The sequence below is a fragment of the Streptomyces bottropensis ATCC 25435 genome (genome assembly GCF_000383595.1).
In the GTDB taxonomy this organism is placed as follows: domain Bacteria; phylum Actinomycetota; class Actinomycetes; order Streptomycetales; family Streptomycetaceae; genus Streptomyces; species Streptomyces bottropensis.
The window spans coordinates 4,078,849-4,105,838 of record NZ_KB911581.1; the positions used below are offsets into that span (position 1 = coordinate 4,078,849).

Annotated in this window: 16 protein-coding genes; 12 read left to right on the forward strand and 4 right to left on the reverse strand. The window is 69.5% G+C overall.

The genetic code is table 11. The features are described from left to right. Nucleotides 1–33 precede the first annotated feature (33 nt). Nucleotides 34–1,665, reverse strand: coding sequence for an AMP-binding protein (locus STRBO_RS0118045; protein ID WP_005475205.1), 1,632 nt, complete (start codon nucleotides 1,663–1,665; stop codon nucleotides 34–36). A gap of 383 nt (nucleotides 1,666–2,048) precedes the next feature. Between STRBO_RS0118045 and STRBO_RS0118050 the strand changes: the two genes are divergently transcribed. The 3 genes from STRBO_RS0118050 to STRBO_RS0118060 all read left to right on the forward strand — a co-directional run bounded on the left by STRBO_RS0118050 (nucleotide 2,049) and on the right by STRBO_RS0118060 (nucleotide 5,711). Continuing rightward, nucleotides 2,049–3,665, forward strand: a complete 1,617-nt coding sequence (locus STRBO_RS0118050; RefSeq protein WP_020114553.1) for a sensor histidine kinase — start codon at nucleotides 2,049–2,051, stop codon at nucleotides 3,663–3,665. A 26-nt stretch (nucleotides 3,666–3,691) separates the two neighbouring features. Next, nucleotides 3,692–4,333 carry a response regulator gene (locus STRBO_RS0118055; protein ID WP_005475202.1) on the forward strand — a complete coding sequence of 214 codons (642 nt, stop codon included), beginning with the start codon at nucleotides 3,692–3,694 and terminating at the stop codon, nucleotides 4,331–4,333. 982 nt (nucleotides 4,334–5,315) lie between these two features. Further along, on the forward strand, nucleotides 5,316–5,711 hold the full coding sequence (locus STRBO_RS0118060; RefSeq protein ID WP_020114554.1) for a nuclear transport factor 2 family protein: 396 nt from the start codon (nucleotides 5,316–5,318) through the stop codon (nucleotides 5,709–5,711). Between the two features lie 267 nt (nucleotides 5,712–5,978). On the opposite strand, the gene STRBO_RS0118065 is transcribed toward STRBO_RS0118060, so the two are convergent. Further along, nucleotides 5,979–6,371 (reverse strand): winged helix-turn-helix transcriptional regulator, encoded by a 393-nt coding sequence (locus STRBO_RS0118065; RefSeq protein WP_005475198.1) that lies wholly within the window; start codon nucleotides 6,369–6,371, stop codon nucleotides 5,979–5,981. Between the two features lie 286 nt (nucleotides 6,372–6,657). On the opposite strand from STRBO_RS0118065, the gene STRBO_RS41700 reads away from it, so the two are divergent. The 3 genes from STRBO_RS41700 (at nucleotide 6,658) to STRBO_RS0118080 (ending at nucleotide 12,562) form a co-directional block, all read left to right on the forward strand. Further along, complete coding sequence (locus STRBO_RS41700; RefSeq protein ID WP_051085234.1) at nucleotides 6,658–7,353, forward strand: amidohydrolase family protein; 696 nt, start codon at nucleotides 6,658–6,660, stop codon at nucleotides 7,351–7,353. A gap of 629 nt (nucleotides 7,354–7,982) precedes the next feature. Next, the gene (locus STRBO_RS0118075) at nucleotides 7,983–10,826 is read left to right on the forward strand and encodes an RICIN domain-containing protein (protein WP_005475196.1); all 2,844 of its coding nucleotides are present in this window, start codon (nucleotides 7,983–7,985) and stop codon (nucleotides 10,824–10,826) included. Between the two features lie 29 nt (nucleotides 10,827–10,855). Continuing rightward, the gene (locus STRBO_RS0118080; RefSeq protein ID WP_028796723.1) at nucleotides 10,856–12,562 is read left to right on the forward strand and encodes a ThuA domain-containing protein; all 1,707 of its coding nucleotides are present in this window, start codon (nucleotides 10,856–10,858) and stop codon (nucleotides 12,560–12,562) included. Between the two features lie 475 nt (nucleotides 12,563–13,037). Here the strand turns inward: STRBO_RS0118080 and STRBO_RS0118085 are convergent, their stop codons facing one another. After that, complete coding sequence (locus STRBO_RS0118085; protein ID WP_005475194.1) at nucleotides 13,038–14,519, reverse strand: arabinofuranosidase catalytic domain-containing protein; 1,482 nt, start codon at nucleotides 14,517–14,519, stop codon at nucleotides 13,038–13,040. Between the two features lie 71 nt (nucleotides 14,520–14,590). Further along, complete coding sequence (locus tag STRBO_RS0118090; protein WP_005475193.1) at nucleotides 14,591–18,145, reverse strand: ThuA domain-containing protein; 3,555 nt, start codon at nucleotides 18,143–18,145, stop codon at nucleotides 14,591–14,593. Between the two features lie 660 nt (nucleotides 18,146–18,805). Here STRBO_RS0118090 and STRBO_RS0118095 point away from each other — a divergent pair. The 6 genes from STRBO_RS0118095 to STRBO_RS0118120 all read left to right on the forward strand — a co-directional run bounded on the left by STRBO_RS0118095 (nucleotide 18,806) and on the right by STRBO_RS0118120 (nucleotide 26,977). Continuing rightward, nucleotides 18,806–20,317: a sugar ABC transporter ATP-binding protein gene (locus STRBO_RS0118095; protein ID WP_005475192.1), complete on the forward strand. Its 1,512-nt coding sequence runs from the start codon at nucleotides 18,806–18,808 to the stop codon at nucleotides 20,315–20,317. After that, a complete protein-coding gene (locus STRBO_RS0118100) occupies nucleotides 20,314–21,285 on the forward strand; it encodes an ABC transporter permease (protein ID WP_005475191.1) in 972 nt (323 codons plus the stop codon). The genes STRBO_RS0118095 and STRBO_RS0118100 overlap by 4 nt, the downstream gene beginning before the upstream one ends. A gap of 1 nt (nucleotide 21,286) precedes the next feature. After that, nucleotides 21,287–22,258, forward strand: a complete 972-nt coding sequence (locus STRBO_RS0118105) for an ABC transporter permease (RefSeq protein ID WP_005475190.1) — start codon at nucleotides 21,287–21,289, stop codon at nucleotides 22,256–22,258. A 39-nt stretch (nucleotides 22,259–22,297) separates the two neighbouring features. Then, nucleotides 22,298–23,464 carry an ABC transporter substrate-binding protein gene (locus STRBO_RS0118110; RefSeq protein ID WP_020665569.1) on the forward strand — a complete coding sequence of 389 codons (1,167 nt, stop codon included), beginning with the start codon at nucleotides 22,298–22,300 and terminating at the stop codon, nucleotides 23,462–23,464. Between the two features lie 4 nt (nucleotides 23,465–23,468). Further along, the gene (locus tag STRBO_RS0118115) at nucleotides 23,469–24,347 is read left to right on the forward strand and encodes a sugar phosphate isomerase/epimerase family protein (RefSeq protein ID WP_005475188.1); all 879 of its coding nucleotides are present in this window, start codon (nucleotides 23,469–23,471) and stop codon (nucleotides 24,345–24,347) included. A 329-nt stretch (nucleotides 24,348–24,676) separates the two neighbouring features. Then, a complete protein-coding gene (locus STRBO_RS0118120) occupies nucleotides 24,677–26,977 on the forward strand; it encodes a ricin-type beta-trefoil lectin domain protein (RefSeq protein ID WP_020114558.1) in 2,301 nt (766 codons plus the stop codon). Nucleotides 26,978–26,990 lie beyond the last annotated feature (13 nt).

Here is a 26,990-nt window from a genome sequence, read left to right on the forward strand (position 1 = left end):
CGTCGACCCGGGCCGTCGTGCGGGGAACGGCCGTCAGCCTCCCGCCGCATTGGCGTTCTGGGCCGTCCTCCTGGCCCAGGCGATCTCGAGCTTGCCCGTCGGCGTACGGGGCAGCACGTCCGTCAGCACGACGGACCGGGGGACCTTGTAACCGGCGAGGCTGCGCCGGACCCAGTCGCGCAGTTCCTCGCCGGTGGCGGTGGCGGCCGGTCCGACCGCGACGACAGCGGCCACCCGCTCGCCCCATGTCTCGTCGGGGACACCGACGACGACGCAGTCCGTCACCTCGGGGTGCGTCAGCAGCACGTCCTCCACTTCCTGGGGGTGGACCTTCTCCCCGCCGGTGTTGATCACACCCGAGCCGCGCCCGAGGAACCTGATCGCGCCGTCGGCCTCGATCTGCGCGAGATCGCCCGGGACTGCGTACCGCACCCCCTCGATGGTGCGGAACGTCCGGGCGCTCTTCCCGGTGTCCTTGTAGTAGCCGAGCGGCATGTGCCCGCAGTAGGCGAGAATCCCGGTCTCACCGCTGCCGGGCTCGACGAAACGGTCGCCCTCGCCGATCACCCTGGTCGCGGGCAGCGGATGGAAACGGGCGGGCAGTTCGCGCACCGACGAGGTGACCGCCAGGGCGAAGGGACCGCCCTCGCTGGAGGCGATGGCGTCGAGGACCGTGACGTCGGCGCGTTCGTGCAGCGCCTTCTTCAGCCGGTCGTCGAGCGCGGTGCCGGAGCTGAGGACCGTGCGCAGGGAACGCAGGTCGTACGGTGTGCCGGTGCCTTCGGCGCGCACCAGTTCGTCGACGAGCGGTCGGCAGACGGCGTTGCCCGCGACGAGCAGAGTGTCGACCTCACGCTCGGCGAGCGTCTGCCAGACGTGGACCGGATCCAGTCCGCCCTGCCGTGCCATGACCGCCCGGCCGCCCACCAGCAGGGTGCCCATGGTGTTGAACAGACCGGTGGCGTGCATCAGAGGGACGACCGGCATGGTGGTCGGCGCTCTGCCTTCGCGGCGGGCGGCGACCGCGATCGACGCTGCCTCCTCAAGCGTCTTCGGCAGTTCGGTGACGCCGGCCCGCCGGAGGATCGGGATGGAGTGGAGCAGGTCGCCGTGCTGCCACATCACACCCTTCGGTTTGCCCGTGGTGCCGCCGGTGTACATGAAGAGCCGGTCGGAGCCGGGCCGGGGCCGGGGCTCGCGCGGGGCGTGCGTCGCGAGCAGCTCGTCCCACTCGGGCACCGAAGGCCCGGCCGGGCCTTCGGCGGGCGGATCCCCCGCCCTCACGAGCAGCTTCAGCGTCGGTACGTGCCCGGCGGCGTGCGCGACCCGGTCCGCCAGGGCGCCACCGAAGACGAGCGCCACCGCGTCCGCGTCCGTGAGCAGCTCGGACAACTCCTCGCCGGTGTAACGGTAGTTGGCGTTCGCCGGCACGGCGCCCAGCTTGAACGCCGCGAAGACCGTCTCCAGGTACGCGGCGCTGTTGTACAGGTAGCAGGCCACCGTGTCCCCGGCCCGCACCCCGGCGTCCTCCAGCGCGGCGGCCAGCCGTGACGCACGATCGTCGAACTCCCGGTAGGTCAGCACGCGACCGGGTTCGGCGATGGCGACGGCATCGGGCAGCGCGCGGGAGACGGCCTCCCAGATCGTGCCGATGGACACGTCCATTCCTCGGACCTCCTCGTCCTCGGGGCTCGGACATCAGGCGGTGCGGGCTCGGACCGACCACGCGGCCGAGCCCGTCCCACGGGCCTCGCCGGATCCTTTCCGGGGGAGAGCGGGATCCGGCGAGGTGAATGCCCAGGCTAGGCGGGTGCCGTCGGAGGGGGAACGCGATCAATGACTGAACCCCACCAGGCGCTTCGGCAGGCGATGAACAGGTCAAATGACGTAGTACCGGGGTCGGCGCACCGGGCTACGATGCTGCCGTCGGAGGGACCCCGACCCCTCCATCAGTCCCTTCCGCCAGTCCGTGCGCCCCGCCCCCCGGTGGGCCCCCGGGGGCCCGCTTTCGTGGGCTCCGTCGCACGCAGCCGATGAGGAGACAGGCCATGTCCGCTGCACGGCTCGTCGAGTGGGGCGATGTCGCCGCCGCGACGGTGGACGGCCTCGCCGTGGTGGACCGCGCAGGCCGTTTCGTCCAGCTGAACCCCGCGGCGGTCGCGCTGTGCGGAGCGCGCCGGGAGACCGACCTGATCGGTGCCCCCGCTCCGTTCGCCCTCACCCAGGAGCCCACCGCCTGCCCGGGGCTGCTGGAGGACCAGCCCGACGAGCAGGTGGTCCACTGGGTGACCGGCTCCGGCGCGCGCCGCGAGTTCGCCTACCGGGCCCGCAACCTGCCGGCCGACCCGAGCCTGAAGGTCGTGTCCTTCCGCGACGTGACGGACGAGGGGCACCGCTACCGCAGGGTCGCCGCCATCGCCCGGACCTCCGTCTCCCTGGCCTCCGAGGGATCACTCGGCTCGACCCTCGACGCCGTCGCCCGGCAGATCGTCCGGACCGACGGACTGGCCGGGGTGCAGATCCTGATCCTGGACAGCACGGGCCGGGAACTGCGGCTGATGGGCTCCGCCGGGCTGCGGCGCTCGGACACGTTCCTCGACCGTCTGCTGGAGTGCCGCGACCGGGGCGCCCGGCTGGTCATGCTCGACACCCTGAAGGAACGCGAACCGATCGTCGTCCCCCACCGATGGGCGGAGATCCGCTCGGACCCGGCCTGGGGACCGCTGCACGACTACCTCGGCGAACTGGCCTGGGACTCCTTCGTCAGCGTGCCGCTGATCGTGCGCGGCCGGGCCGAAGGCGTGCTGAACGCCTACTTCGCGCCGGGCCAGGAGGTCGGCACACGCACGCTGGAGTTCCTCGCCGCCATGGCCGAACAGGCCGCCCTCGCCGTCGACCACGCCACGCTGTTGCAGCGCGAGCGCGACGGAGCCCGGCAGGACGAACGCCAGCGCCTGGCCCGTGATCTGCACGACTCGATCGTCCAGCAGGTGTTCTCGATCGGCATGCAGGCCAACGCGGTGGGAGTGCTCGGGACGCGCGGCGCACCGGTGCCCGCCGAGGCCGTCCGGCACTTCGCGGACGAGATCGGAACGCTCTCGCGGACCGTGCTCGCCGACCTGAGGGCGATGGTGCACGAACTGCGCCCGTCCTCCACCGCCGACCTCGGCCTGGAGGAGACGGTGCACACACTCGTCAGGAGCACCGAGAACCGGACCGGTCTGGACTTCCGGCTCCGGTTCGGGCGAGGACTGGACTCGATCGACCCCGAACTCGCCGAGGACGCCTACCGGATCGTCGCGGAGGCCATCCACAACGTGGTCAAACACGCGGAGGCCACCCTTGCCACCGTCCGCATCGGCGTCCACGGCCACACCCTGACCGCGAGCGTCTCCGACAACGGCCGCGGACTGCGGGACGCGAGCGGGCGCCCGGTTCCTCCCGAAGGCGACCGGAGTGTCGGTACGGGGGGAGACGGGGAGGGCTACGGACTGACGACCATGCGGGAAAGGGCGGAACGATGGGGCGGCACCATGAGAATAGGATCGCGCGCTCAGCGGGGTACGACCGTGCGCGTGGTCGTACCCCTGCCCGTACAGGTGCCGGACCCGTCCCCCGAGGACCCGGACACCTCCGCGAACACCCCGCTGACGGTGAGGCTCTGAGCGGCGGGGAGCCCCGGCCGATCCGGGTGCTGATCGTGGACGACCACGCCGTCGTACGCCGTGGCATCCGCGCCTACCTGGAAGTCATGGACGACATGGAGGCCGCCGCGGAAGCGGCCGACGGGCAGGAGGCGCTCGCCCGGCTGGACGCGATGGCCGCCCACGGCGAGCTGCCGGACGTGGTGCTGATCGACCTGCTCATGCCCAGGATGGACGGCTCCACCGCGATCGGGCTGATCAGGGAACACCACCCCGGTGTACGGGTCGTGGTGCTCACCAGTTTCGGCGAGATGGAACGCGTCCACGCCGCCCTCGCCCAGGGGGCCGCGGGTTATCTGCTCAAGGACGCCGAGGCCGGCGAGGTGGTCTCCGCGATCCGCGCGGCGGCACGGGGCGAGGTCTTCCTCGACCCCGCGGTGGCCCGGGGGCTCACCCAGGAGATCGTGGCGCCGCCGACCGGGCTCGGCGCGCTCACCGGCCGCGAGCGTGATGTCCTCGTCCTCGTCGCCGAGGGACGGTCCAACCAGCAGATCGCCGACGAACTGGTGATCAGCGAGCGTACGGCCCGCACGCACGTGAGCAATGTGCTGCGCAAGCTCCGCCTCACGTCACGGACCCAGGCGGCGCTGTTCGCCGTACGACAGGGACTCGTACCGCCACGCGGCTGAGGTCCGCCGCACGGCGCGGATCGCCCACGTCGCGGGTGACCACCGGGACGAGTGACGCCTCCGCCCGCGACACATGTCCCGAACCCGGCAGGACACAGGACGGCCGTCGAAACAGTCGTCGGGCAGATCCCTCGGCGCCCCGAGCGTACCTACGCAGATGCCAGTCGCGCCGAGCATGTGCCCGGCGTCCACGGCTCCTTCGGGGTGCTGGCCGGGAAGGTCGATGTGACACATGGTCAGGGGGCAGGAGGGGGCGCCACGTACGGAACTCGTCGTCGTTCGTGGCCTGGCCGTGTGGGGCCGGCCGGTGTGGTTGCAGGCGTCCGCGTGGGGCTCGTCGAGCACGGCCGCCCGGCTTCTGGTGGTTCCTGGCGGTGTTCTCGTGGCCGTTCGCGTTCAGCGGGCCGTAGCGGAGCAGGGGGAGAGCACGTCTTGGGAAAGCGGGTGGTCATGGCCGGGCGTGGCTCCGCGCGGTGCTCGGGTCGGCCCTGGCGCCGTCGGTGAGTACTCCAAGCCGTCGTTGTCGATGCTCTCAGAGGCGAGTGTTCACGCGCCCGACGGCCGGAAGTGCCGCCCGAACAGATCCCGCTGACGGCAAGGCGGTGAACTGTCAGCCGCGCGATTTCCGTGAGCCACCGAGGTCGCGAGTGACCTGCATCACATCATCCCATTGGTTACGTTGAGGTGACCGGTTACCGATGGTGAGTATGGGGATCGCAGCAGGAGAACTCGCCGAAGAGGGGGTCGACCAGCCACTCCGACAGCCGTCGACCTGCTGCACATCGAGGCGCGCCTCGCAGGGTCCCGTTGCTTCTCGGCGGGCCGGCAGTGCGAGGGCGATCCGGGGCAGTGCCTGGGGCCGGTCTGCCAAGACCGCCCACGCGCTGGCGATCCATCACGGGTCGCGCTCGTCGCGCCTCGCATCCAATCTGTAACAGTAAGTCGTCACGCCTCCATGGCGGAGGGCGTAAGGAGTGTTGTCATGACCAGCAACAACGTCGACATCGCGCGTGAGTACTTCCAGGCCGTGCAGAAGGGAGACCTGCCCAAGGTGGGGGAGCTTCTGGCCGAGGAGATCATCTGGCATCAGCCGGGCGCCAACCGGTTCTCCGGTGAGCGCAAGGGGCGCGACGACGTCTTCGCGATGCTCGGCGGGATGATGGAGGCAAGTCAGGGCTCCTTCGCCATCGACACGATCCACGCCCTCATGGGCAACGGCGACATGGTCGCCGCCTCGATCCACTTCGCCGGGCGGCGCGAGGGCGCGTCCATGAGCATGGACGGCGTGGATGTCCTGCGCCTCAAGGACGGCAAGATCGTCGAGATGTGGCTGTTCTCCGGCGACCAGGCGGCCGAGGACGCCTTCTGGGGCCAGTAGGCCGCCCACGCCCTTCCCGGGCGAAAGTCGTGCGGCGGACTCCGGGTGCGCGGGCCGTGGCGGTCGTCTCGGCGCTGACGGCTTCGCTGCCGACTCGGGCTGACGGCTTCGCTGCCGTCTCGGCGCTGACGGATTCGCTGCCGACGATCAGGATCCGTCCTGCTTGAACAGGTCGACGGGCTACGGGATGAACGCGCCGGGGATGCTGTCGCCCTGGGTGATGCCGCGCAGGCTGCACCCGAACACTTCGCTACCTTTGCCGACCGGTCACGGTCGCCGGCGGGCGTCGTAGCTCTCGCGTGCCGCGAGTACCTCGGTGAAGTGTTCCTGGGCCCAGAGGGCCAGTGCCTGAAGCGGGGCGTGCAGAGTGCGCCCCAGCGCGGTCAACTCGTACTCGACCCGCGGCGGGACCTCGCCGTACACGTGCCGGGTGACGAGTCCGTCGCGTTCCAGATCCCGGAGGGTCTCGGTGAGGACCTTGGCGCTGATGCCGTCGACGCCGGTGCGCAGGTCGCGGAAGCGCATGGGGCCGCCGACGCTGAGCGCGATGACCACCATGGCCGTCCACTTGTTGGCAATGCGTGCCAGGGAGGTACGGGACGGGCAGGTCGCCGTCATGACATCGAAGGCCGGGAACTGTGGCACGTCACACGCCCTCATTGGTTGTGCCGAGGCGAGTATTACCGGTGGGAAGTGTAAGGGGTCGCCGGGCAGCCCGCGCACCAGCGGCATCGTCCGGCACCAGCCCGGGGTGCGCTCGCGAGCGTACTGTCCGGAGCTCGTTCCGAACGAGGGGGTCCGCGACACAGTTGATCAGCTGCGGCGAACGATGCCGGCCGCGCTCTGGAACGGACTTCGCGCCGAGCGGCTCCTGCCCTCGCACGTCCCCGTCACTGCCGCCCAGAGCGGTCGAAGAAGCCGAACGACCGAGGGAGGAGTCGTGGGGGTGACCGCCGTGGGTCGGGAACTCGCCCGGCTGCGCCGCGGCTTCACTCTCGCGGACCTGGAACCGGAAGCCCGGGCCGCGGGCGTCACCGCGACGGTCCTGGTCAGGGCGATCGATGTACCGGAGGAAACGCCCGAGTTCCTGACTTTGGCCCGGGACAGCGCCCTGGTGGCCGGTGTCGTGGGCTGGACCGACCTGGCCTCCCCGGATGTCGCCCGCGCGCTCGCGGCACTGCGGGAGGGGCCGGGCCGCGAGTACCTGGTAGGCATCCGCCACCAGGTGCGGGGCGAATGCGATCCGCGCCGGCTGGTGCGGCCGGACACGCTGCGTGAGCTCGCCGCAGTGGCCGCGGCAGGGCTCGCGTACGACATGGTCCTCAAAGCGCGCAGGCCTTGCGGTCCCCAAGGCGATGGCCCCCGGGCCCGGAGGCGACGGCCCTACGGACCCGAAAAGGACGGGGCGCAGCGCCTGCTTCTCAGGGGCGCGGGGAACTGCGCGCGACCGGCCCCCACCGGAGTCAGGCCCCATCGGCTCGCGGCCGCCCAGGAGGCCGCCCAACTGCTTCCCGGCCTCACCTTCGTACTCGATCACCTGGGCAAGCCCTCATCGCCTCGGGCGAGCTTCGGCCATGGGCGGACGCCGCGCGCCTGTCGGCCTCGCCGCCCAACACCGTCCGCGAGCTCTCCGGCATGGTGACCGAAGCCGACCCGGACCGCGGCTGCAAGGGGCGGCGTCTGATCGGGTCGACTGCGTGTGCCGTACCTCATGGCGCTGGTCGCAGTGACCGTCCTTTGGTGTCCAGGCCCGTCCAGGACGAGCAGGCCCGGCATAACGACGAGTGGACCGAGGCCCGCTGCGACATGCGACGCGACCCGCTGACCGAGGCTCGCCTCCACCCGAGCGACGGAGAAGCCGTCGAGACCGGCCTGCCCACCCGAACTCACTGCACGGCGAGACGAGATCACCAAGTGGCCGTGAATACACCCTCCAGCGGACGTGACCGTGTCCGGGGTGCTCGCGCACTGGCCGGCCGTGTCGCTGAGCTCCGTAACCAGCCCAAAAACCTGACTGGTTCGGAGGGAGGTGTGGACATGCCGGGCTGATGTCTCCTAGCCTTGCTGACGGACCATCACGGTCGTCGATGTGACCCGACAGCGCGGTAGCCATCGACCTCTCCTGTATCCGAGCCGTTGCCCCCGCTCGGCGTAGTGGCCTGCTGAAGCACACCCAGCGGGCTGAAGCGGCGACATTCCGCTACGGCATCGGCGCGGCAGCGCGCGCCCCAGGCCTGGCAGCCACCTGTTCAGGAAGGGGATTGCATTGTCATGTTCATGAAAATCGGGAGGGCCACAGTCGCGCGTTGGCCGGCCATCGGTTCGGCTCTGCTCCTGGTCGCGGCCACTCTTGTCGCGACCTTCTCCAGTGCGACCCCGGCCTCGGCGCACCCGATCAACGCCGCCGACTACCAGCAGGTCCAACTGGCCCGCGGGGTCGCGGAGGTCGGAGAGCCGATGTCGCTGGCCGTACTCGCCGACCGGTCGGTGCTGCATACCGCTCGTAACGGGACCGTGCGTCGCACGGAGGCCAACGGCACCACCACGGTGATCGGCAACATCCCCGTATACGTGCACGACGAGGACGGCCTGCAGGGCATCGGCATCGACCCGGGGTTCGCCACCAACCGGCACATCTACCTCTACTACTCCCCGCCGCTGTCCACACCAGGAGGCGACGCACCGACCACCGGCGGCAACTGGTCGGCGTGGCAGGGGGTCAACCGGCTTTCCCGATTCACGCTCAACGCCGACTTCACGCTCAACCAGTCCAGCAAAGTGGACATCCTCGACGTGGCGGCCGACCGAGGTATCTGCTGCCACGCCGGCGGAGACATCGACTTCGACGCGGCGGGAAACCTGTACCTGTCCACGGGTGACGACACCAACCCGTTCGAGTCCGCCGGATATTCCCCGCTCGACGAGCGGTCCAACCGCAACCCGGCGTTCGACGCGCAGCGCACCGCCGCCAACACCAACGACCTGCGCGGCAAGATCTTACGAATCAAGGTGAACGAGAACGGGTCGTACTCGATCCCGTCAGGCAACATGTTCCCGGCCGGCACGGCCAGGACCCGGCCGGAGATCTACGCGATGGGCCTTCGCAACCCGTTCCGGATGAGCGTGGACAAGGCCACCGGCATCGTCTACGTCGGCGACTACGGCCCCGATGCCGGCGCCACCTCGGCGCGCGGGCCCCAGGGCCAGGTCGAGTTCAACCGCATCACGGGCCCGGGCTTCTACGGCTGGCCGTACTGCAACGGCACGAACACGAGCTCCGAGACGTTCGCCGAGTGGGATTTCGCCACCAACACGGCAGGCGCGAAGTACAACTGCTCGGGCGGGCCGACGAACAACTCGTTCCGCAACACCGGCTTGAGCACGCTGCCCCCCGCCAAGGCCGCCTGGATCCGTTACGGCGGCGACGCCGGCAGCCCGCCGGCGTTCGGCGGCGGCTCGGAGTCTCCGATGGCGGGCCCGGTGTACCGGTACGACCCCGACGTCAGCTCGCCCACGAAGTTCCCGCAGTCGTTCGACGGGCAGTTCTTCGCCACGGAGTTCGGCCGCGGCTGGATCAAGCCGATCCACCTCAACGCCGACGGCTCCCCGGGGACCATCGACAGCTTCCCCTGGACCGGCAAGCAGGTGATCGACTCGGCGTTCGGCCCGGACGGCTCCTACTACGTGCTGGACTACGGCGCCGGGCTGTACCAGGGCGACCAGTACTCCGCCCTTTACCGCTTCGACCACGTCGGCGGCGGCAACCGGGCGCCCACGGCGATGGCCGACGCCAACCGGACCTCCGGCCCGGCGCCGTTGACCGTGACATTCTCCTCGGCCGGCTCATCCGACCCTGACGGCGGGGCACTGACCTATGCGTGGAGCTTCGGTGACGGCACCAGCTCCACCGCCGCCAACCCGACGAAGACGTACACCACGAACGGCGACTACACGGCCACGCTGACCGTGCGCGACCCGCAGGGTGCCACCGGCACCGCCGACGTGCGGATCACCGTCGGCAACACCGCGCCGACCGTGACCATCAACAGCCCTGCCGCGGGGGAGATCTTCGCCTTCGGCGACACCGTGCCGTTCAGTATCACCGTGACGGATCCGGAGGACGGGACGGTCGACTGCGCCAAGGTCAAGCTGACGTACATCGTCGGTCACGACAGCCACGGCCACCCGGTCACCTCGAAGAACGGTTGCTCCGGCACGATCACCATCCCGGTCGACGGTGAGCACGACGACGCGGCGAACATCTTCGGGGTCTTCGATGCCGAGTACACCGACAACGCCGGGCTCACCACGCACAAGCAGCACATCCTGCAGCCGAAGCACCGGCAGGCCGAGCACTACAAGACGTCGTCCGGCATCGCCGCCCTCGACAAGTCGACCGCCGAGGGCGGCAAGTCCGTCGGTGACATCGAGAACGGCGACTGGATCGCGTTCGAACCGTACAAGCTCAGCAACGCCACGTCGTTCAGCGCCCGGGTGTCGTCAGCGGGCGCGGGCGGCACGTTGCAGGTTCGGGCCGGCTCGCCGACCGGCACCGTCCTCGGCTCCGCCACCGTCCCGGTCACCGGCTCGTGGACGAACTTCACCACCGTGGGCGGCTCTGTCTCCGGTGCACCGGCCGGCACCACCACGCTCTACCTGACCTTCGCCGGCGGCTCCGGGTTCCTCTTCGACGTCGATGCGTTCACCTTCAATCCCGGCGGCGGTCCGACACCCGGCGCGGGTCCGATCGTCGGACTCGCGAACAAGTGTCTGGATGTCCGGAGCGGTGGCTCGGCGGATGGGACGGCGGTGCAGATCTCGTCGTGCACGGGCTCGGCGGGGCAGCGGTGGACGGTGGCGCCGGGGTCGACGGTCAAGGCGTTGGGCAAGTGCCTGGATGTCAGCGGCAACGGCACGGCGGACGGGGCGAAGGTCCAGTTGTGGTCCTGCAACGGTGGCGCCAACCAGAACTGGCAGGCGAACCCGGACGGGTCGCTGCGGAACCCGCAGTCGGGCAAGTGCCTGGACGTGTCGGGTGCCAACTCCTCGGACGGCACCCTCGTGCACCTGTGGACCTGCAACGGCGGAGCCAACCAGAAATGGACCCTGCCCTGATTTCTGTCACCAAGAAGGGAGCGACGGACATGCGCAGACAACCCCGAATGCTGCTTGGTGGGGTGGCCACGACACTCGCCGCCTTGGCCCTCCTCGCGCAGCCCACACCCGTCAGTGCCGCGGACACGTCCTACGACGTCCTCGTGTTCTCCAAGACGGCCGGTTTCCGGCACGACTCGATCCCCGCGGGGATCCAGGCCGTCCGCGACCTCGGCGCGGCGAACAGTTTCACGGTGACGGCCACGGAGGACGGCAACCACTTCACCACCAACAACCTGAGCCGCTACGAGGCGGTGATCTTCCTCAACACCACCGGCGACGTTCTGAACGACGCCCAGCAGTCGGCGTTCCAGTCGTACATCGGCTCGGGCGGCGGCTTCGTCGGCGTCCACTCGGCCGCGGACACGGAGTACAACTGGCCGTTCTACGGCGATCTGGTCGGCGCCTACTTCGCCTCCCACCCCGCCGTCCAGCAGGCCGACGTCAAGGTGGAGGGGCGGGCGCACGCGGCGACCGCCCACCTGCCGCAGACATGGACCCGCACCGATGAGTGGTACAACTTCCGGACCAACGCCCGTACCACCGCGCGGGTGCTCACCACCCTGGACGAGTCGTCGTACTCCGGCGGCTCGATGGGCGCCGACCACCCGCACACCTGGTGCAAGACCTACTCGGGGGGCCGGGCCTTCTACACCGGCGGCGGGCACAGTCAGGCGTCGTACGCGGAGCCGGCGTTCCGGGCGCACCTACTCGGCGGCATCCGGTACGCGGCAGCCATGACCAAGGCAGACTGCCGGCCCGAGAACGGCTATACGGCCCTCTACAACGGCTCGACCACCGGCTGGTCGCAGGCCGGCCCAGGCGGCTTCACCAACTCCGACGCCACCCTCGCCTCGTACGGAGGCCTGGGCATGCTCTGGTACAGCGCTCGGCAGTTCACCGACTACTCGCTGAAGCTGGACTGGAAGATGCCCGGCGACGACAACTCCGGCGTGATCGTGGGCTTCCCACCATCGAGCGACCCGTCGTCGGCACTGAACAACGGCTACGAGGTCCAGATCGACGCCACCGACGCGCCTGACCGCACGACTGGCTCGATCTACGCCGTCAAGGCCCCGGACACGGCTGCCCGGGACTCCGCACTCAACCCACCGGGCGAGTGGAACACCTTCGAGTTGCTGGTGGAGGGCGAGCGGCTCCAGGTCTGGCTCAATGGCGTGAAGATCAATGACTTCACCAACACCGACCCCGCCCGCTCGCTCGCCGGCCACGTCGGCATCCAGAATCACGGTACGGGGGACGACGTATCGTTCCGCAACGTCCGGATCAAGGAGCTGGGCGGCGATCCGACACCCGGCGCGGGTCCGATCGTCGGACTCGCGAACAAGTGTCTGGATGTCCGCAACGGCAGTTCGGCGGATGGGGCGGCGGTGCAGATCTCGTCGTGTACGGGCTCGGCGGGGCAGCGGTGGACGGTGGCGCCGGGGTCGACGGTCAAGGCGTTGGGCAAGTGCCTGGATGTCAGCGGTAACGGCACGGCGGACGGGACGAGGGTCCAGTTGTGGTCCTGCAACGGTGGCGCCAACCAGAACTGGCAGGCGAACCCGGACGGGTCGCTGCGGAACCCGCAGTCGGGCAAGTGCCTGGACGTGTCGGGCGCCAACTCCTCGGACGGCACCCTCGTGCACCTGTGGACCTGCCGCGGCGGAGCCAACCAGAAATGGACCCTGCCCTGAGCTGACGCGGCACGCTGGAAGGGCCCCTGTGCGGGGCCCTTCCGAGTTCCCTGGCCGAATGTGGCTCACGTCGGGCTGTGCCGCGCTCCGGGACGGGCCTGGCCGGGTACGTGCTCACGAACGGGCCGGGACGCCCGGCGCATGCGCGGCACTTCTGAAGGACCGCCACCGCGGCGGCGAGTGGCGGTTCGGCCCTCGTGGTGAGGAACGGCTGCAGTGGGCCAGGATTGCGCGCGCTGGAAGCCGCTGAAGTACATGTTCCGCGGGTACTACCGAAGACCAGTCGGTACGGGCGGTTGTTGTCGCAGTCGGCGGGCACCCGCAGGATGTGGTTCCGCGTCCTGCGGGTGCTCCGCGTCGAGCGTGGACCCCTCACTCGACAGCGTGGGGGCTTGCCGCATCCGGCGCTCGCGGCGAGGGAGAGGCCCCGGCGGTGGGGGGAGAAACGTGATGCGGCAAGGCAACGTTCGTCGCCTCAGCGGTAGCCGGCGGCGACGATGTTGGCTTGTACCGCGATCTCGGTGGCGTCGGACGGGTATCCGGACACCATCGCGCCCTCGTAGAAGGTGCCGGCGCTGAGGTTCGCGCCCCCGCCGGGCTTGCAGCAGTCACCACCGCTGCCGAGGATGATGGCACCCTGCTTCTTCATGGGGCTGTAGCCGGGCGGAAGCGCACCGTCCCAGAGCGTGGTCAGGCTTCCGGTCTGGCCGTTGCCGCCCCTGAGCGCGAAACGGCTCGTCCCGTTGTTCTTCAACATCGCCGTCACGAACTTGCTGGTGAAGGCCCGCTGGTTCGTGTTCCAGGACTGACTCCCACCGGAGTAGAGACCCCATTCGAGGTCGGCCTGGATCCATGGGCCGTTGCCGACGCACCCGCCGAACCAGCACTGGGTGCTGAAGTTGATCGCGTCCATCGCCCCGGCCGCGTCGGCCGCTCGGGTCGTCTCACTATTGCCGTAGTCGAAGCAGCAACCTCCGTTGACATGGGTGCCGCTGGTCACCATGTACATGCCTTCGGGGGCGCTGCCGGTCGGCACGCCGGTCAGGTGGCCGTCCCGCCAGTAGCTGTTGCCGGGGTTGATGTAGAGCGAGTAGGCCTTGTTGCCGCCGACCGCCAGCGACTCCGACGTCGCGATCGCCGGGCGGCTCTGGGGGGAGCCGGGAACCACACTCGATCCCTGGTACCACAGGTCGTTCCCACGGCCGGACTGGTCGTAGACGACGGTGACGACACAGGTGGTCCCCGCGCAGAACGAGTCCTGCGTCGTCGCGTCGGCGGTGCCACCCGCGCTCAGGACGCCGATGTTCCGGGTCGTGCTGTCGGACGAGCGCCGGACCTGGTAGAGGCTGCCGTTGTAGGCGCCGTAGAGCGCTCGTACGGTGCTGTGGGCGGCGATGCAGGGGGTGCCGCCCGAGGCGTAGATGTCACACGTGCCCGCGCCGCCCGGTGCCGGCGGGGTCGGCGAGTCCCACTGCTGGTTGGTGCCGCCGTGGCAGGACCAGAGGGTGATCCTGGTGCCGTTGGCGGTGCCGGCGGCGTTGGCGTCGAGGCACAGTCCGGACTGGACGCCGGTGATGGAGCCGTTGGGGTTGACGTTCCACTGTTGGTTGTTCTGGCCGTTGCAGTCCCAGATGACGACCGGGGTGCCGTTGGTGGTGCCGCGTCCGCTGGCGTCGAGGCACTTGTTGCCGGAGACGGTCAGTTGTTTGCCGGCGGTGTGGGTCCAGGTCTGGCCGGGTGCGCCGGTGCAGTCCTGGAGTTGGGTCTGGGTGCCGTTGGTGGTGCCGGCGCCGGGGACGGTCAGGCAACGGCCCGACTGCGCGCCCACGATGGGGGCGCTGCGCCCGGGCTCGATCGGTGCCGCCACCGCGGTGGCGCCGACGCCGACAAGCACCAGGGCGCTGCCCAGCGCGGACAGCCGTCCGTACCAGCGGGGCCGAGGTATGCGAAACACCATGGCGGTTCCTCACCTGTTCGTAGGGAGGGATGCCCGGCGCGCAACCGCGCCGGGCATCCCGTCCGGACGGTCTATACGGCGGTGAACCGCCACTGTTGGTTGGTGCCGCTGTGGCAGCTCCATTGCAGGAGTCGTGCGCCGTCGGCCGTCGAGCCGCCGTTGACGTCGACGCACAGTCCACTGGGAAGGCTCTTCACCGTGTACACGCCCGCCGTGGTGGTCGGTGTGACGAGGAACTTCTGCGGGTTGCCGTTGTCGCAGGTGGACTGCTGCAGGAACGCGCCCTGGGCGGTGGACCCGCCCGTGACGGCGAGGCACTTGCCGCTGTGCACCGCCTTCAGGTGGACGGCGCCGCCACCGGCGTCGACGGCCTGCCACTTCTGGTTGTCGGCGCCGGTGGCCGGCCACTGGACGACCTGGGCGCCGTCAGCGGTCGAGGCGCCGTTGACGTCCATGAATTTGCCGCTGTGCTGCGCTGCGACCGTCCAGGTCCGACCGGCCACGCCGCCACCGCCGCCGCTGCCCGGTTCGCCGACCCCGTTGCCGCCGAAGGTGAGCGAGTCGAGGTCGAACCAGTTGTTCGAGGTGCCCTTGAACACCAGATAGAGCGGGTGCGAGCCGGCGAGATCGGCGGTGTTCACCGCCGGCGTGGACTGGTAGTTGTTCCAGCCGCCGGTGCTGGGCACCGGTGTCGTGGCCAGGAGTGTGCCGGTCGGGGAGTCGGCGCGCAGTTCGATCGATCCGCCGCCGCTCGGCGACGACAGGCGGTACTTCACGCTCGTGATGCCCGACAGGCTCATCGGTTTGAACGCGATCCAGTCGCCGTCGGAGATGTTGCCGACCCGCTTGCCGCTCTCCGCGCCGGCTTGTTCGACGATCTGCACACCCGACTGGTCCGTGGAGAACTCGGCCTGCTTGTGCTTGGGCTGGAGGATCGCCTGGGCGTAGCCGGTGAGCGGGTTCGCACCGCCGGGGCCGCCGTCGTCGGTGTAGCGGGCGTTGAGGACGTAATACAGGTTGGCGCCCTCAGGGTGCCCGCCGAGCAACTCCGTGTCGATGGTGCCCGAGCACCCCGGATGGTCCGTGGTCTCATGCTGGTGGTCGTCGTGGCCGAGGGCGGGGTTGACGAACACCTTGGCGCAGTCGACGGGCGCGCCGCCGGGGTCCGAGACGGACACCTTGTACGGGACGCGGTCGCCGAAGTCCAGCATGCCGCCGTTGGACGGAATCGTGAGGGTGACGGTCGGTGCGGTGTTGCCCACGGTGATCGGCACGTTGGCGAAGGCCGTCCTGCCGGTGTTGTCGGTGACCTTGAGCTGGGCGGTGTAGTTGCCGTTGTCGGTGTAGGTGTGTGACGGGTTGGCCGCCGTGGACGTGGTGCCGTCGCCGAAGGTCCAGTGGTAGCTGAGCGTGCTGCCGGGATCAGGGTCCGTGGACCCCGCGCTGCTGAACTGCACGTTCAGTGGCGCGCCCCCATTGGTGGGCGTTGCGGTGGCTTTGGCGATCGGCGACCGCCCGCCGTGGTTGTAGTCGATGCGGTAGAGCCCCGAGTCGTTGTTGCCACCGGAGAAGTTGTTGCCCCATTCGAGCAGGTACAGCGAGCCGTCGGGCCCGAACTCCATGTCCATCGGCTTGAGGAACTTGGCGGCGGGCATGAAGGGGTTGGTCCGGGTGACCGCGGTCGCGGAGTCGAAGTGGACCTCCTTGACGGTGTGGCGCGACCACTCGTAGAAGAAGTGGACCCCGTCGTAGTAGGGCGGGAACTTCGTCTCGGACGGGTTCGCGGCGTCGTAGCGGTAGACCGGTCCGGCCATCGGCCCCGAGCCGCCGGAGCCGAGTTCGGGGAAGTTCGGTGAGACGCCGTAGCCGTACCACATGTTCGGCGCGACGATCGGCTTGAGGCTGGTCAGGCCGGTGTTGTTCGGCGAGTTGTTGACCGGCGCGTTGCAGTTGAACTTGGCGCCGACGACGCGGGTGTCCGGGTTGTAGGGCGCGTAGGCCTGGTTGTCGCCGTGGCAGAAAGGCCAGCCGTAGTTGCCGGGGGCCTTGATGACATTGAGCTCGACGAGCCCTTCGGGGCCGCGGTTGGTCGCGGGCGGGTTCCGGTCCGGGCCGTAGTCGGCGAGGTAGACCCACCCGTTGTCCGGGTCGATCGAGAAGCGGAACGGGTTGCGGAAGCCCATCGCGTAGATCTCCGGCCGGGTCTGCGCCGTGCCCTGCGGGTAGAGGTTGCCGGCCGGGACGGTGTAGCCGCCGTCGGCCGACGGCCGGATGCGCAGGAGCTTGCCCCGCAGGTCGTTGGTGTTGCCGGCGGTGCGGGCGGCGTCGAGGTTGGCCTTGCCCGACCGCCAGTCCAGCGGGGCGTAGCCCTGCCAGTTGGAGTCGAGGTTCGGTGGGACGTCGTCCCCGGTGCCGATGTAGAGGTTCTTGTCGGGGCCGAACTCGATGTACCCGCCCGTGTGTCCGGGCTCGGCGAAGGTGCGGTCCCGGGTCGCGGGGATGTCGATGATCGTCACCTGGCTCGACATGCTCAGGGTGTCGCCGGTGAGCGTGAACCGGGAGACCCGGTTGATGTCGTTCGGGACTCCGGCCGGGGAGTGATACAGGTACACATAGCCGTTGTCGGCGAAGTCGGGGTCGAGCGCCAGTCCGGTGAGGCCGTCCTCACCGCCGGTGTAGACGTTGAGCGTGCCGGCTGTCACGGTGCGGTTCGTGGTCGGTTTGAAGATCTTCAGCTGCCCGGACCGCTGGACGTAGAGCACCCGCCCGTCCGGGGCGACCGCGAGGGCCATCGGGTCCGCGGTGTTGTCGTCGAGGGTGCGCTTCTCGAAGTTGCTCCACACGGTGCCGCCGCAGTCGCCGGGCTCCTTGCCGGCGGCCCACTTGACACCCCCGAGGACGTGGTTGCGGAAATGGGTCTCGCTGTACGCCGCGCTGGTGTGCCCCATGCCGGTGGCCCACACGCGGCCGCCGCCGGTGTTGCGGCACCAGGAGATGGGGTGGTCCGGCCCCATGGCGCGGGAACCCGGGTTGTACGTGCGCTCGTCCGCGGTGACCAGGACATGGACGTCGCCGCGGGGATTGCGGTCGAAGTTGTACCACTCCTCGCTGCGGTTCCAACGGTCCGGCAGACCGGCCGTCGACGGGTGCTTCTTGTCCGCGACGACGGCGGTGCCGGCCAGCACGCCGGGGGAGTGCTCCGGCATGTGTGCGCCGCCGTTGATGGTCTGGTCCCACCACGGGTACTCGTTCTCGATGCCCATGTCTGTGGCGTTGTGGATCGCGACGATGCCCTTACCGCCGGCGAGGTAGCCCTCCACCGCCTGACGTTGGGCCGCCGTGTTCCACACCATTCCCGAGGTCTGGAACATGATGAGCACGTCGAAGGTGGCGAGGTTCGCCGGGGTGAAAACGCTCGAGTCCTCGCTATGGACCAACTCGAAGTCGTTGGCCGCCGCCTGCTCCCGGAACATCGCGAGGCCGGCAGGGATCGAATCGTGCCGGTAGCCGGCGGTCTCCGTGAAGACCAGGGCTCGGAAGGCCGGCGCCGCTGACGCCGGTTGGGCTACGACGAGCGACAGGAGCACGCTCGCGATCGCCCCGAAGATAAAGATGATGCGACGCATGCCGTCTCCTATTTCGGCGGAGCAACGATGGCATGACCACGGGCACGCTTCGGCCGCACCTCCGATGCGCCGGAGTGCCTGAGCGCGTCGTAGGCACGCGTGTGCCGTCAGCTCGTCATCCCGTCCGCCGTGACGGGCAGTCAAGTCCTACGGAAGAGAGGGGTGTTGCATCAGATGCGACCGTCTCCCGTGGTCTGCCGGCCAGCATGCAGCGGCATATCGCAACAGTCAATATGGATCGGGTGCGGGACGATTCCATAACACATTTTGCGCATCAATCGTGGTGCTTGGCGCGCGACTGTCGTCGGGCCGATTCCATAACAGTTTTCGCGCATCAGTCGTCGTGATTCGGCGCGCGACTGTGGACCAGCCGCTTCGATAACAGATTTCGGCGTATCAATCGTTGCCGACCGATCACCGATCCATATTGAGCAGTTCGAACCGCGAACGTCCTCCTGTGATGTCCGATGGTATTGCCAGGCGCTCATCGAGGCATTTACCCTCGGGGCCGCGATGTCGCCATCGCGTCCGGCGAAAGTTCGCGGCTATTCGACGACAGCTCGCGGGCGGGAACTGCCCTTCCGTGCCGGCCGTACCCGAACGATTCAGCTATCGGTGACTCATTCCTGCTGACGACGCGAATGTTGAGGGTCCACCACGATGTCTGCCCCGCTGCAGTCGCCGCTGCTCGCTCTGCGAGGCATCGGCAAGTCGTTCCTCGGCGTGCGGGTGCTCGACGGCGTCGACCTCCAGGTCCGGCCGGGCGAGGTGCACGCGGTCGTCGGCGAGAACGGCGCCGGCAAGTCCACGCTCATGAAGGTGGTGTCCGGCGTCCACCAGCCCGACGAGGGAACGGTCGAGTTCGCCGGCGCACCGCGGACGTTCCGCAGCCCGCGCGAGGCCCGACAGGCGGGTATCGGCATCGTCTACCAGGAGCTGACCCTGCTGCCCGAGCGCACCGTCGCGGAGAACGTCTTTCTGGGCCGCGAGCCCCTGCGCCGCGGGCTCGTCGACCGCAGGGCGATGCTCAGCCGCACCGCGGGGCTCCTCGCCTCCATCGGGGAGGGCTCGTTACCACCCGACGCACGTGTGGGACGACTCGGCGTGGCGCGACAACAGGTGGTCGAGATCGTCAAGGCGCTCGCCCTCGACGCGCGGCTGCTCATCATGGACGAGCCCACCGCGGCTCTCTCCGACCACGAGGTCGACCAGCTCTACTCGCTCGTACGGCGGCTGCAGGAGCACGGGATGGGCGTGCTGTACGTCTCGCACCGCCTCAAGGAGGTCTTCGACCTCTCCGGCCGGATCACCGTGCTCAAGGACGGCCGGGCGGTGGCCACCCTGGACACCGCGGACACCAGCGCCGATCAGCTCGTGCGCCACATGGTCGGCCGCGAGCTGTCGAACTACTACCCCGACCCGGCCAGGCCGCAGGAGTTGGGCCCGGTGCGGCTGACCGTCCGCGACGGAGGCAACCGGAAGCTGCGCGGCATCGACCTACGGTTGCGCGCCGGCGAGGTGCTCGGCGTCGGCGGCCTGCAGGGCTCCGGCCGGTCGGCGTTGGCCCGCGCACTGTTCGGCGCCGCACCGTTCGGCACCGGCCAGGTGACCGTCGACGGAGCGCCGGTCCGGCTGCGCTCGCCCCGCGCCGCGATGCGGGCCGGTATCGCCTACGTCTCCGAGGACCGCAAGGGCGAGGGGATCGTCGCCGAGCAGTCGGTGCTCGACAACGCGCTGTTGGCCGGCCGTGCCGTCCGCCCGGGCCGGGTCGGCCGCGGCGCCCGGACCGCGCGGGTCCGGGAACTGCTCGCGGCCGTAGAGCTGCGCGCCGCAGGGGAGGACCAGGAGATCCGTTTCCTGTCCGGGGGCAACCAGCAGAAGGTCGTGCTGGCCAGGTGGCTCGCGCTCGCCCCGAGGATCCTGCTCTTCGACGAGCCGACCCGGGGCATCGACGTGGGCGCCAAGTCGGCGATCCACGATCTCGTCCGCCGGCTGGCCCGCGACGGCGCCGCCGTGCTGATGGTCTCGTCCGAGCTGCCCGAGCTGCTCGGCATGAGCGACCGGATCATCGTCATGCGTGACGGCCGGATCGCCGGCGAGCTACCCGCCGGCGCCACGGAGGAGGATGTCGTCGCCCTGGCGGTCGGCACCGATCGGGAGGCGGCCGGATGAGCGGCGCGCTGTCCCTGTCGGCCCGGCGGACCCCGCCCGGCGTGTTCGTCGCCCTGGTCCTCACCCTGGCGATCGGTTGGCTCGTCGTCACGGTCGACGGCGGTCGGCTGTTCAGCCTGCCGACGACGGTGAGCCTGCTGCACGTCGCCGCCGGTCTGGGCCTCGTCGCGGTCGGCCAGACACTGGTCGTCGTCGGGGGCTCGCTGGACCTGTCCGTGGCGTACGTGGTCAGCCTGAGCACCCTCGTCGCCGCCGAGACCATGGCGGGTGACGACGGTGCGCTGCTGCCGGCGATCGGCCTGACGCTCGCCGTCAGCAGCGCGATCGGCCTCGTCAACGGACTGCTCGTCACCACGGCGCGGATCAACCCCTTCATCGCGACCGTCGGCGTCGGACTGCTGCTGAAGGGATACCTCGACAACGGATACGACGGCCCGGCCGGCAAGACCGCACCCGCCCTGGTGCAGGGCCTGGGGTACCAGCGCATCGGCCCGGTGCCGCTGTCGTTCCTGCTGCTGCTCACCGTCGCCGCCGCGGCCTGGTTCGTGCTGGCGCGCACCCGCTTCGGCCACCACCTGATCGCCGTGGGCGGCGACCCGGAGGTCGCCCGGCTCTCCGGCGTGCGGGGCAGCCGGGTCCTCGTCACCGCCCATGTGCTGTGCGGCCTCTGCGCCGGCCTCGCCGGGGTCTACCTCGCCAGTCGGCTCGGCGCCGGCGCACCGAGGGTGGGCACCGAGGGACTGTACGACCTGGAGTCGATCGCCGCGGTGGTGCTCGGCGGCACCGCCCTGGCCGGCGGGCGAGGCGGCGTCGTCGGCACGGTCGGCGGCGTGCTGCTGCTCGCGAGCATCGACGCCGTCTTCAACCAGCTCGAGGTCGACGTGTTCTTCAAGCAGGTGATCCGTGGCGTGATCATCATCGCGGCGGTCGCCGTCCACGCCCGCCGGGCGATGCGAAAGGCGTCCTAGCATGCGGATCGCGCGCCCACTGCGGCTCCTTGGGTTCCGCTCCGGCAGTCTCGCACCGATCATCGTGATCCTGGCGGTGCTGCTGGTTCTGCTGACCGCCCGCCAACCGGACTTCCTCTCGCCGCCGTCGCTGATGTCGTTCCTCGGCCGCTCCGCGCCGATCGTCCTGCTCGCCGCCGGTCAGTACTTCGTGATCGTCTCCGGCGAGTTGGACCTGTCCGTCGGCTCTCTGGTCACCGCGCAGGTGGTCATCGCCGCCCGGCTGATCGACGGCGATCCGTCGGCCGGGTGGCCTGTCGTCGTGCTCCTGCTCGCGTTCGGCATCGCCGTCGGCCTCGTCAACGGCCTCGTCACCACGCGGCTGCGGGTGCCGTCGTTCATCACGACCCTCGGGATGTTCCTGATCCTCGTCGGTGCCGTGTACCTGTGGTCCGACGGTGCCCCGAAGGGCGGCCTCTCCGAGGAGTTCCGCCGACTCGGCCGGTCGGGCTTCGAGGACGTGCCCGCGCTGGGACGGATACCGTACGCCCTGGTCATCCTGTTGGCGGCGGCCGCTCTGGCGCTGGTGCTGACGCGTTCGGACTTCGGCCGCACCCTGGTCGCCGTCGGCGGCAACTCGCGGACCGCCGAGCTGAGCGGCGTGCGCGTGTGGCGCGCCAAGACCATGGCGTTCGTCCTCAGCGGACTCGCCGCCACGCTCGCGGCGGTCCTCATCGGCGGGTACGGCGGAGTGTCGTTCCAGGCCGGTGCCGGCCTCGAGTTCGGCGCGATCACCGCGGCGGTCCTCGGCGGTGTCGCTCTGGGCGGGGGCCGCGGTTCGGTCGTCGGCGCGATGCTGGGCGCGCTGACCCTCGAGACGCTCTTCACACTCATGAACTTCTACGGCGTCTCCGGCGCCCTCGAACCGACCGTCCAGGGCGCGATCATCCTGTTCGCCGTGGCGGCGGCGTCCATCCGTTTCCCGTCCAGATAAAGTCCAGATAAAGGGGACTCTGTGAGGCATTCCACGACGGTGCTGGCCGTGAGCACCTTACTGGTGCTGGCCGGCTGCGCCACCGACGAGCCCACCACCGACGCATCGAGTTCGCCCTCCGCGCGCACCGGGTCGGGCACCGGGAATCAGTCGAAGTTCTTCGTGCGGGCCGACTACGACAAGCAGCTCGCGCTCCTGGACACCGCGCCCACCGGGCCGGCCGGCAAACCCTGGGAGCAGGCGCTCAACCCGGCGATGGTGGAGACCGCGAAGTTCACGAAACCCGGACCGTACAAGATCTGCTTCTCCAACGCGGGGCTGAACAACCCCTGGCGCCAGGTCGGTTTCAAGACCATGCAGGCCGAGGTCGACTCGCACCGCGGCCGGATCTCCGAGTTCGTCCACGTCGATGCCGAAGGCAAGGACCAGAAGCAGATCGCCGACATCAACGACCTGCTCGGCAAGGGCTGCCACGCGCTCATCGTCTCGCCGAACACCACCGCGACGCTCACCCCGGCCGTGGAGGCCGCCTGCAGGAAGGGCCTGCCGGTCATCGTCTTCGACCGCGGCGTCGACACGAACTGCCCGGTGACGTTCATCAACCCGATCGGCGGCTACGGATTCGGCCATGTCGCGGCGGAGTTCGTCACCCGGAAGATGAAGCGGGGCGGCAAGGTGCTCGCGCTGCGCATCCTGCCCGGCGTCGACGTGCTGGAGACCCGTTGGTCCGCGGCGAAGGTCGCCTTCGACAAGGCGGGCGTCGACGTCGTCGGCGTCGAGTTCACCGACGGCGACCCGGCCAGGACCAAGAAGATCGTCAACGACTACATCCAGCGGTACGGCACGATCGACGGCGTCTGGATGGACGCCGGGGCGGTCGCGGGCGCGGCGGTCGAGGCGTTCGAGGACGCGGGCAAGCCCGTGCCGCCGATCAACGGCGAGGACCAGCTCGACTTCCTGAAGCTGTGGAAGGACAAGAAGCTCACGGCGATCGCCCCGACCTACCCGACCTACCAGTGGCGCACCCCGGTCATCGCCGCGCTGAAGATCCTCGACGGCGAGCAGGTGCCGAACCCGTGGAAGCTGCCACAGCCGACCATCACCCAGGACAACCTGGACGAGTACGTCGACCCCGCCATGCCGCCGCTGCACTACGCGATGTGCGGCTGCACCGACCTGCCGGGCTACCCGAAGCGCTGGAAGTAGTCCGGTGCACACCATCGGTGTCAACCCGTGGGTCTGGGCCTCGCCGGTCGACGACGAGGCCATGGCCGAACTGGTGCCGCGGATCGCCGCGTTCGGTTTCGACGCGGTCGAGCTGCCGATCGAGCAACCCGGCGACTGGGACCCGGCCGGCACCCGGGACCTGCTGGCGGCGTACGGCCTGCGCGCGGTCGGCGTCGTTGCGGTCACCTCGCCCGGACGTGACCTCGTGAACGCCCCGCCGGAGGCCGTCGCCTCCACCGTGGCGTACCTGAAGACGTGTGTGGACAGTGCGGTGACCGTAGGCGCGTCCTGCGTCGGCGGCCCGGTCTACGCCGCGGTGGGGCGGACCTGGCGCATGACACCGCCTGAGCGCGCGGCCTGCTACGCGGACGTCCGCCGCGCCCTGCGGCCAGTGGCCGACTACGCGGGGGAGCGGGGCGTGAGCATCGGCGTGGAGGCCCTCAACCGCTATGAGACGAGCGTCGTCAACACGGTCGAGCAGGCGGTGGAGCTGATCGACGGCCTGCCCGCGAACGTCGGTCTCATGATCGACACCTATCACATGAACATCGAGGAGGCAGACCCCTACGAGGCGCTCGTCACGGCCGGCCCGCACATCAAGCACGTCCAGGTCAGCGGCACCGACCGCGGCGCCCCGGGCGCCGACCACTTCGACTGGCCACGCTTCCTCGCGGGCCTGGCCACGACCGGCTACGGCGGCGCGGTGTGCATCGAGTCGTTCACCGCGCAGAACGAGGCCATCGCCACCGCGGCCTCGATCTGGCGGCCGCTTGCCCTGTCGCAGGACACCCTCGCCCGCGACGGGCTGTCCTACCTCCGAACTGTCCTCCGTGGACTGGAAAACGCTCCCTCGACCGGGTGAAAGGGGTCGCTTTGGCTTCCGTACGGCGTAGTACGCCACGTGAATCGGCCCACGCGGAACCGCCCTACGGTCCGACCGGACCGTGCACCGAGCGCCGTACAACTCGCCGACAGTACGGCGGTCGGCACCGAGCGAAGCGCAACGCCCACGCCCGTACATCGTGTCCCCTCCGCGCGTCCTCATCCCCGCACGCCGAGTAGCCCGGTCGGGCCGTCATCCCCCCTTCCGCCCGGGAACCGCCATAAGGAGAAAGCGTGTTCACAGCCCGCACGATACGAAGGCGGCTTCTCGCCGTAGCCGCCACAGTCGGTTTAGCCGCGACCGCCGTGATGGCGTTCCCCGCGCCCGCATCCGCGGCTCCCCTCACCGTGCACGTCTCGCCGTCCGGCACCGGCACCGACTGTTCCAGCGCGCGGCCCTGCTCACTGACAGCCGCGCAGGCGGCGGTGCGATCGCTCAACGACGCCATGTCGGACGACATCGTGGTGCAGTTGGCCGACGGCGTGTACCGGCTGGCCGAACCCTGGCGGCTGACGGCGCAGGACTCCGGCTCAGGCGGTCACACGGTCGTGTGGCGGGCCGCCCCGTCGGCGCGTCCGGTGATCACCGGTGCCCGGGCGGTCACCGGCTGGTCGGTGGCCGACACAGGCAAGAACATCTGGAAGGCCGACGTGCCCGCCGGTCTCGACGCGCGGCAGCTCTATGTCGACGGTGCGGTCGCCACCCGGGCACGGACGCAGGTGAACAGGGCCGATTTCACGGCCTCCAGCGCCGGAATGAGGTTCTCGGGCGGTGGGCTGAGCTATCTGAACAACCTGGCCGGCCAGAGCCGGATCGAGGTGGAGAGCGTCAACTCCTTCACCGACCGGTACTCGCCGGTGCAGAGCATCAGCGAGAACTTCATCACGATGCAGCAGCCGGCGTGGAACAACAACAACTTCGGCTACGACACCCTCATGCGGCCACACCGGGCCGGTCCGTTCTACCTGTCCAACGCGTACGAGTTCCTGGACTCGCCCGGCGAGTGGTACCTCAACCCCACGACCGGAGCCCTGTACTACATCCCCCTGGCCGGGCAGAACATGAGCACGGTCAGCGTGGAACTGCCGACGCTGCAGTCGCTGCTGAACGTCGGGGGAACGTACGGTGAGCCGGCGCACCACGTCACGTTCAGCGGGATCACCTTCACCGGTACGAGCTGGCTGGGCGCCAGCAGCAACCAGGGTTACGCGGACCAGCAGACCGGCGCGTACCTCGCCGGCAACTGGAGCTGGCCGAGTTTCGACTCCTGTCACAACGGGTGCACGCAGTTCGAGGCCGCCCGGCCACACTGGCGGCAGATGCCGGCCGCTGTGCAGATCTCCGCCGCCAACACCATCACCTTCAGCGACTCCCGGTTCGTCAACCTGGGCCAGACGGCCATCGGTATCGGCAACGACGCCAACGCGCACGCCAGCGGAGTCGGCCTGGGCGCCGGCGACATCACGGTGACCCGGTCGGAGATCGCCCGAAGCTCAGCCGGTGGCATCGTCGTGGGCGGCGTGCGGGCCGACGCCCACCACCCCGGCGACCAGCGCATGGTCAACAGGGACATCACCATCAGCAACAACCGCATCCACGACCTCGGGGCGGACCATCGGGGCATCGTCTCTGTCCTGACCACGTACGTCACCAACAGCACCGTCGCTCAGAACGAGGTCTACAACCTGCCCTACTCCGGCATGTCGATCGGGTACGGCTGGGGCGCCAACGACGCGGGCGGCAGCAACCACTACGCCAACCGCGGCCTGTACGACTACCAGCCGCGCTACACGACGCCGACCACCGCGTCCAACAACCGGCTCATCGGCAACTACATCCACGATGTCATGCAGCAGATGAACGACGGTGGCTGCATCTACACGCTCGGTTGGAACCCGAGCGCGACGATCAGCCGGAACCACTGCCTGCGGACCAACGGACACTTCGGGCTGTACTTCGACGAGGGCTCGAAGTACTACACGGCCACCAACAACGTCTTCTCCAGCACCGGTACGTGGGCGACGGCCAACTACTGGGGTGGCGAGAACATGGGGAACTGGACTGTTACCAACAACTGGTCGACCAACGGCAGTACCAACGTGACCAACGGGGACCGCGGCAACGTGGTCTCCGGCAATGTCACGGTCACCAACGGCAACTGGCCTTCCGGTGCCCAGGACGTGATGGCGTCCGCCGGACCGCGGGACACCACCCCGCCGCCCCCGGCTCAGCAGATCGTGGGCGCGCAGTCGGGCCGTTGCCTGACCGTCCCCGGCGCCGGCACCACCAACGGCACCCAGACCCAACTCCAGGACTGCACCGGCGCACCCGGCCAGACCTGGACCCACACCGCCGGCAAACAACTGACCGTCTCCGGCAACAAGTGCCTCGACGCCAGCGGACGCGGCACCACCAACGGCACCGCCGTCGTCATCTGGGACTGCAACGGCCAGAACAACCAACAGTGGAACGTCAACCCCAACGGCACCATCACCGGCGTCCAGTCCGGACTGTGCCTCGACGCCAACGCCGCCGGCACCGCCAACGGCACCAGGATCACCCTCTGGTCCTGCCACGGCGGCACCAACCAGCAGTGGGCGCTGCGATAGCGGAATCAACGCC

Coding starts and splice junctions, on each gene's coding strand:
- STRBO_RS0118045 (WP_005475205.1), bottom strand. CDS start 1,665: ATGGACGTGTCCATCGGCACGATCTGGGAGGCCGTCTCCCGCGCGCTG.
- STRBO_RS0118050 (WP_020114553.1), top strand. CDS start 2,049: ATGTCCGCTGCACGGCTCGTCGAGTGGGGCGATGTCGCCGCCGCGACG.
- STRBO_RS0118060 (WP_020114554.1), top strand. CDS start 5,316: ATGACCAGCAACAACGTCGACATCGCGCGTGAGTACTTCCAGGCCGTG.
- STRBO_RS0118065 (WP_005475198.1), bottom strand. CDS start 6,371: ATGAGGGCGTGTGACGTGCCACAGTTCCCGGCCTTCGATGTCATGACG.
- STRBO_RS0118075 (WP_005475196.1), top strand. CDS start 7,983: ATGTTCATGAAAATCGGGAGGGCCACAGTCGCGCGTTGGCCGGCCATC.
- STRBO_RS0118080 (WP_028796723.1), top strand. CDS start 10,856: ATGCGCAGACAACCCCGAATGCTGCTTGGTGGGGTGGCCACGACACTC.
- STRBO_RS0118085 (WP_005475194.1), bottom strand. CDS start 14,519: ATGGTGTTTCGCATACCTCGGCCCCGCTGGTACGGACGGCTGTCCGCG.
- STRBO_RS0118090 (WP_005475193.1), bottom strand. CDS start 18,145: ATGCGTCGCATCATCTTTATCTTCGGGGCGATCGCGAGCGTGCTCCTG.
- STRBO_RS0118095 (WP_005475192.1), top strand. CDS start 18,806: ATGTCTGCCCCGCTGCAGTCGCCGCTGCTCGCTCTGCGAGGCATCGGC.
- STRBO_RS0118100 (WP_005475191.1), top strand. CDS start 20,314: ATGAGCGGCGCGCTGTCCCTGTCGGCCCGGCGGACCCCGCCCGGCGTG.
- STRBO_RS0118105 (WP_005475190.1), top strand. CDS start 21,287: ATGCGGATCGCGCGCCCACTGCGGCTCCTTGGGTTCCGCTCCGGCAGT.
- STRBO_RS0118120 (WP_020114558.1), top strand. CDS start 24,677: ATGGCGTTCCCCGCGCCCGCATCCGCGGCTCCCCTCACCGTGCACGTC.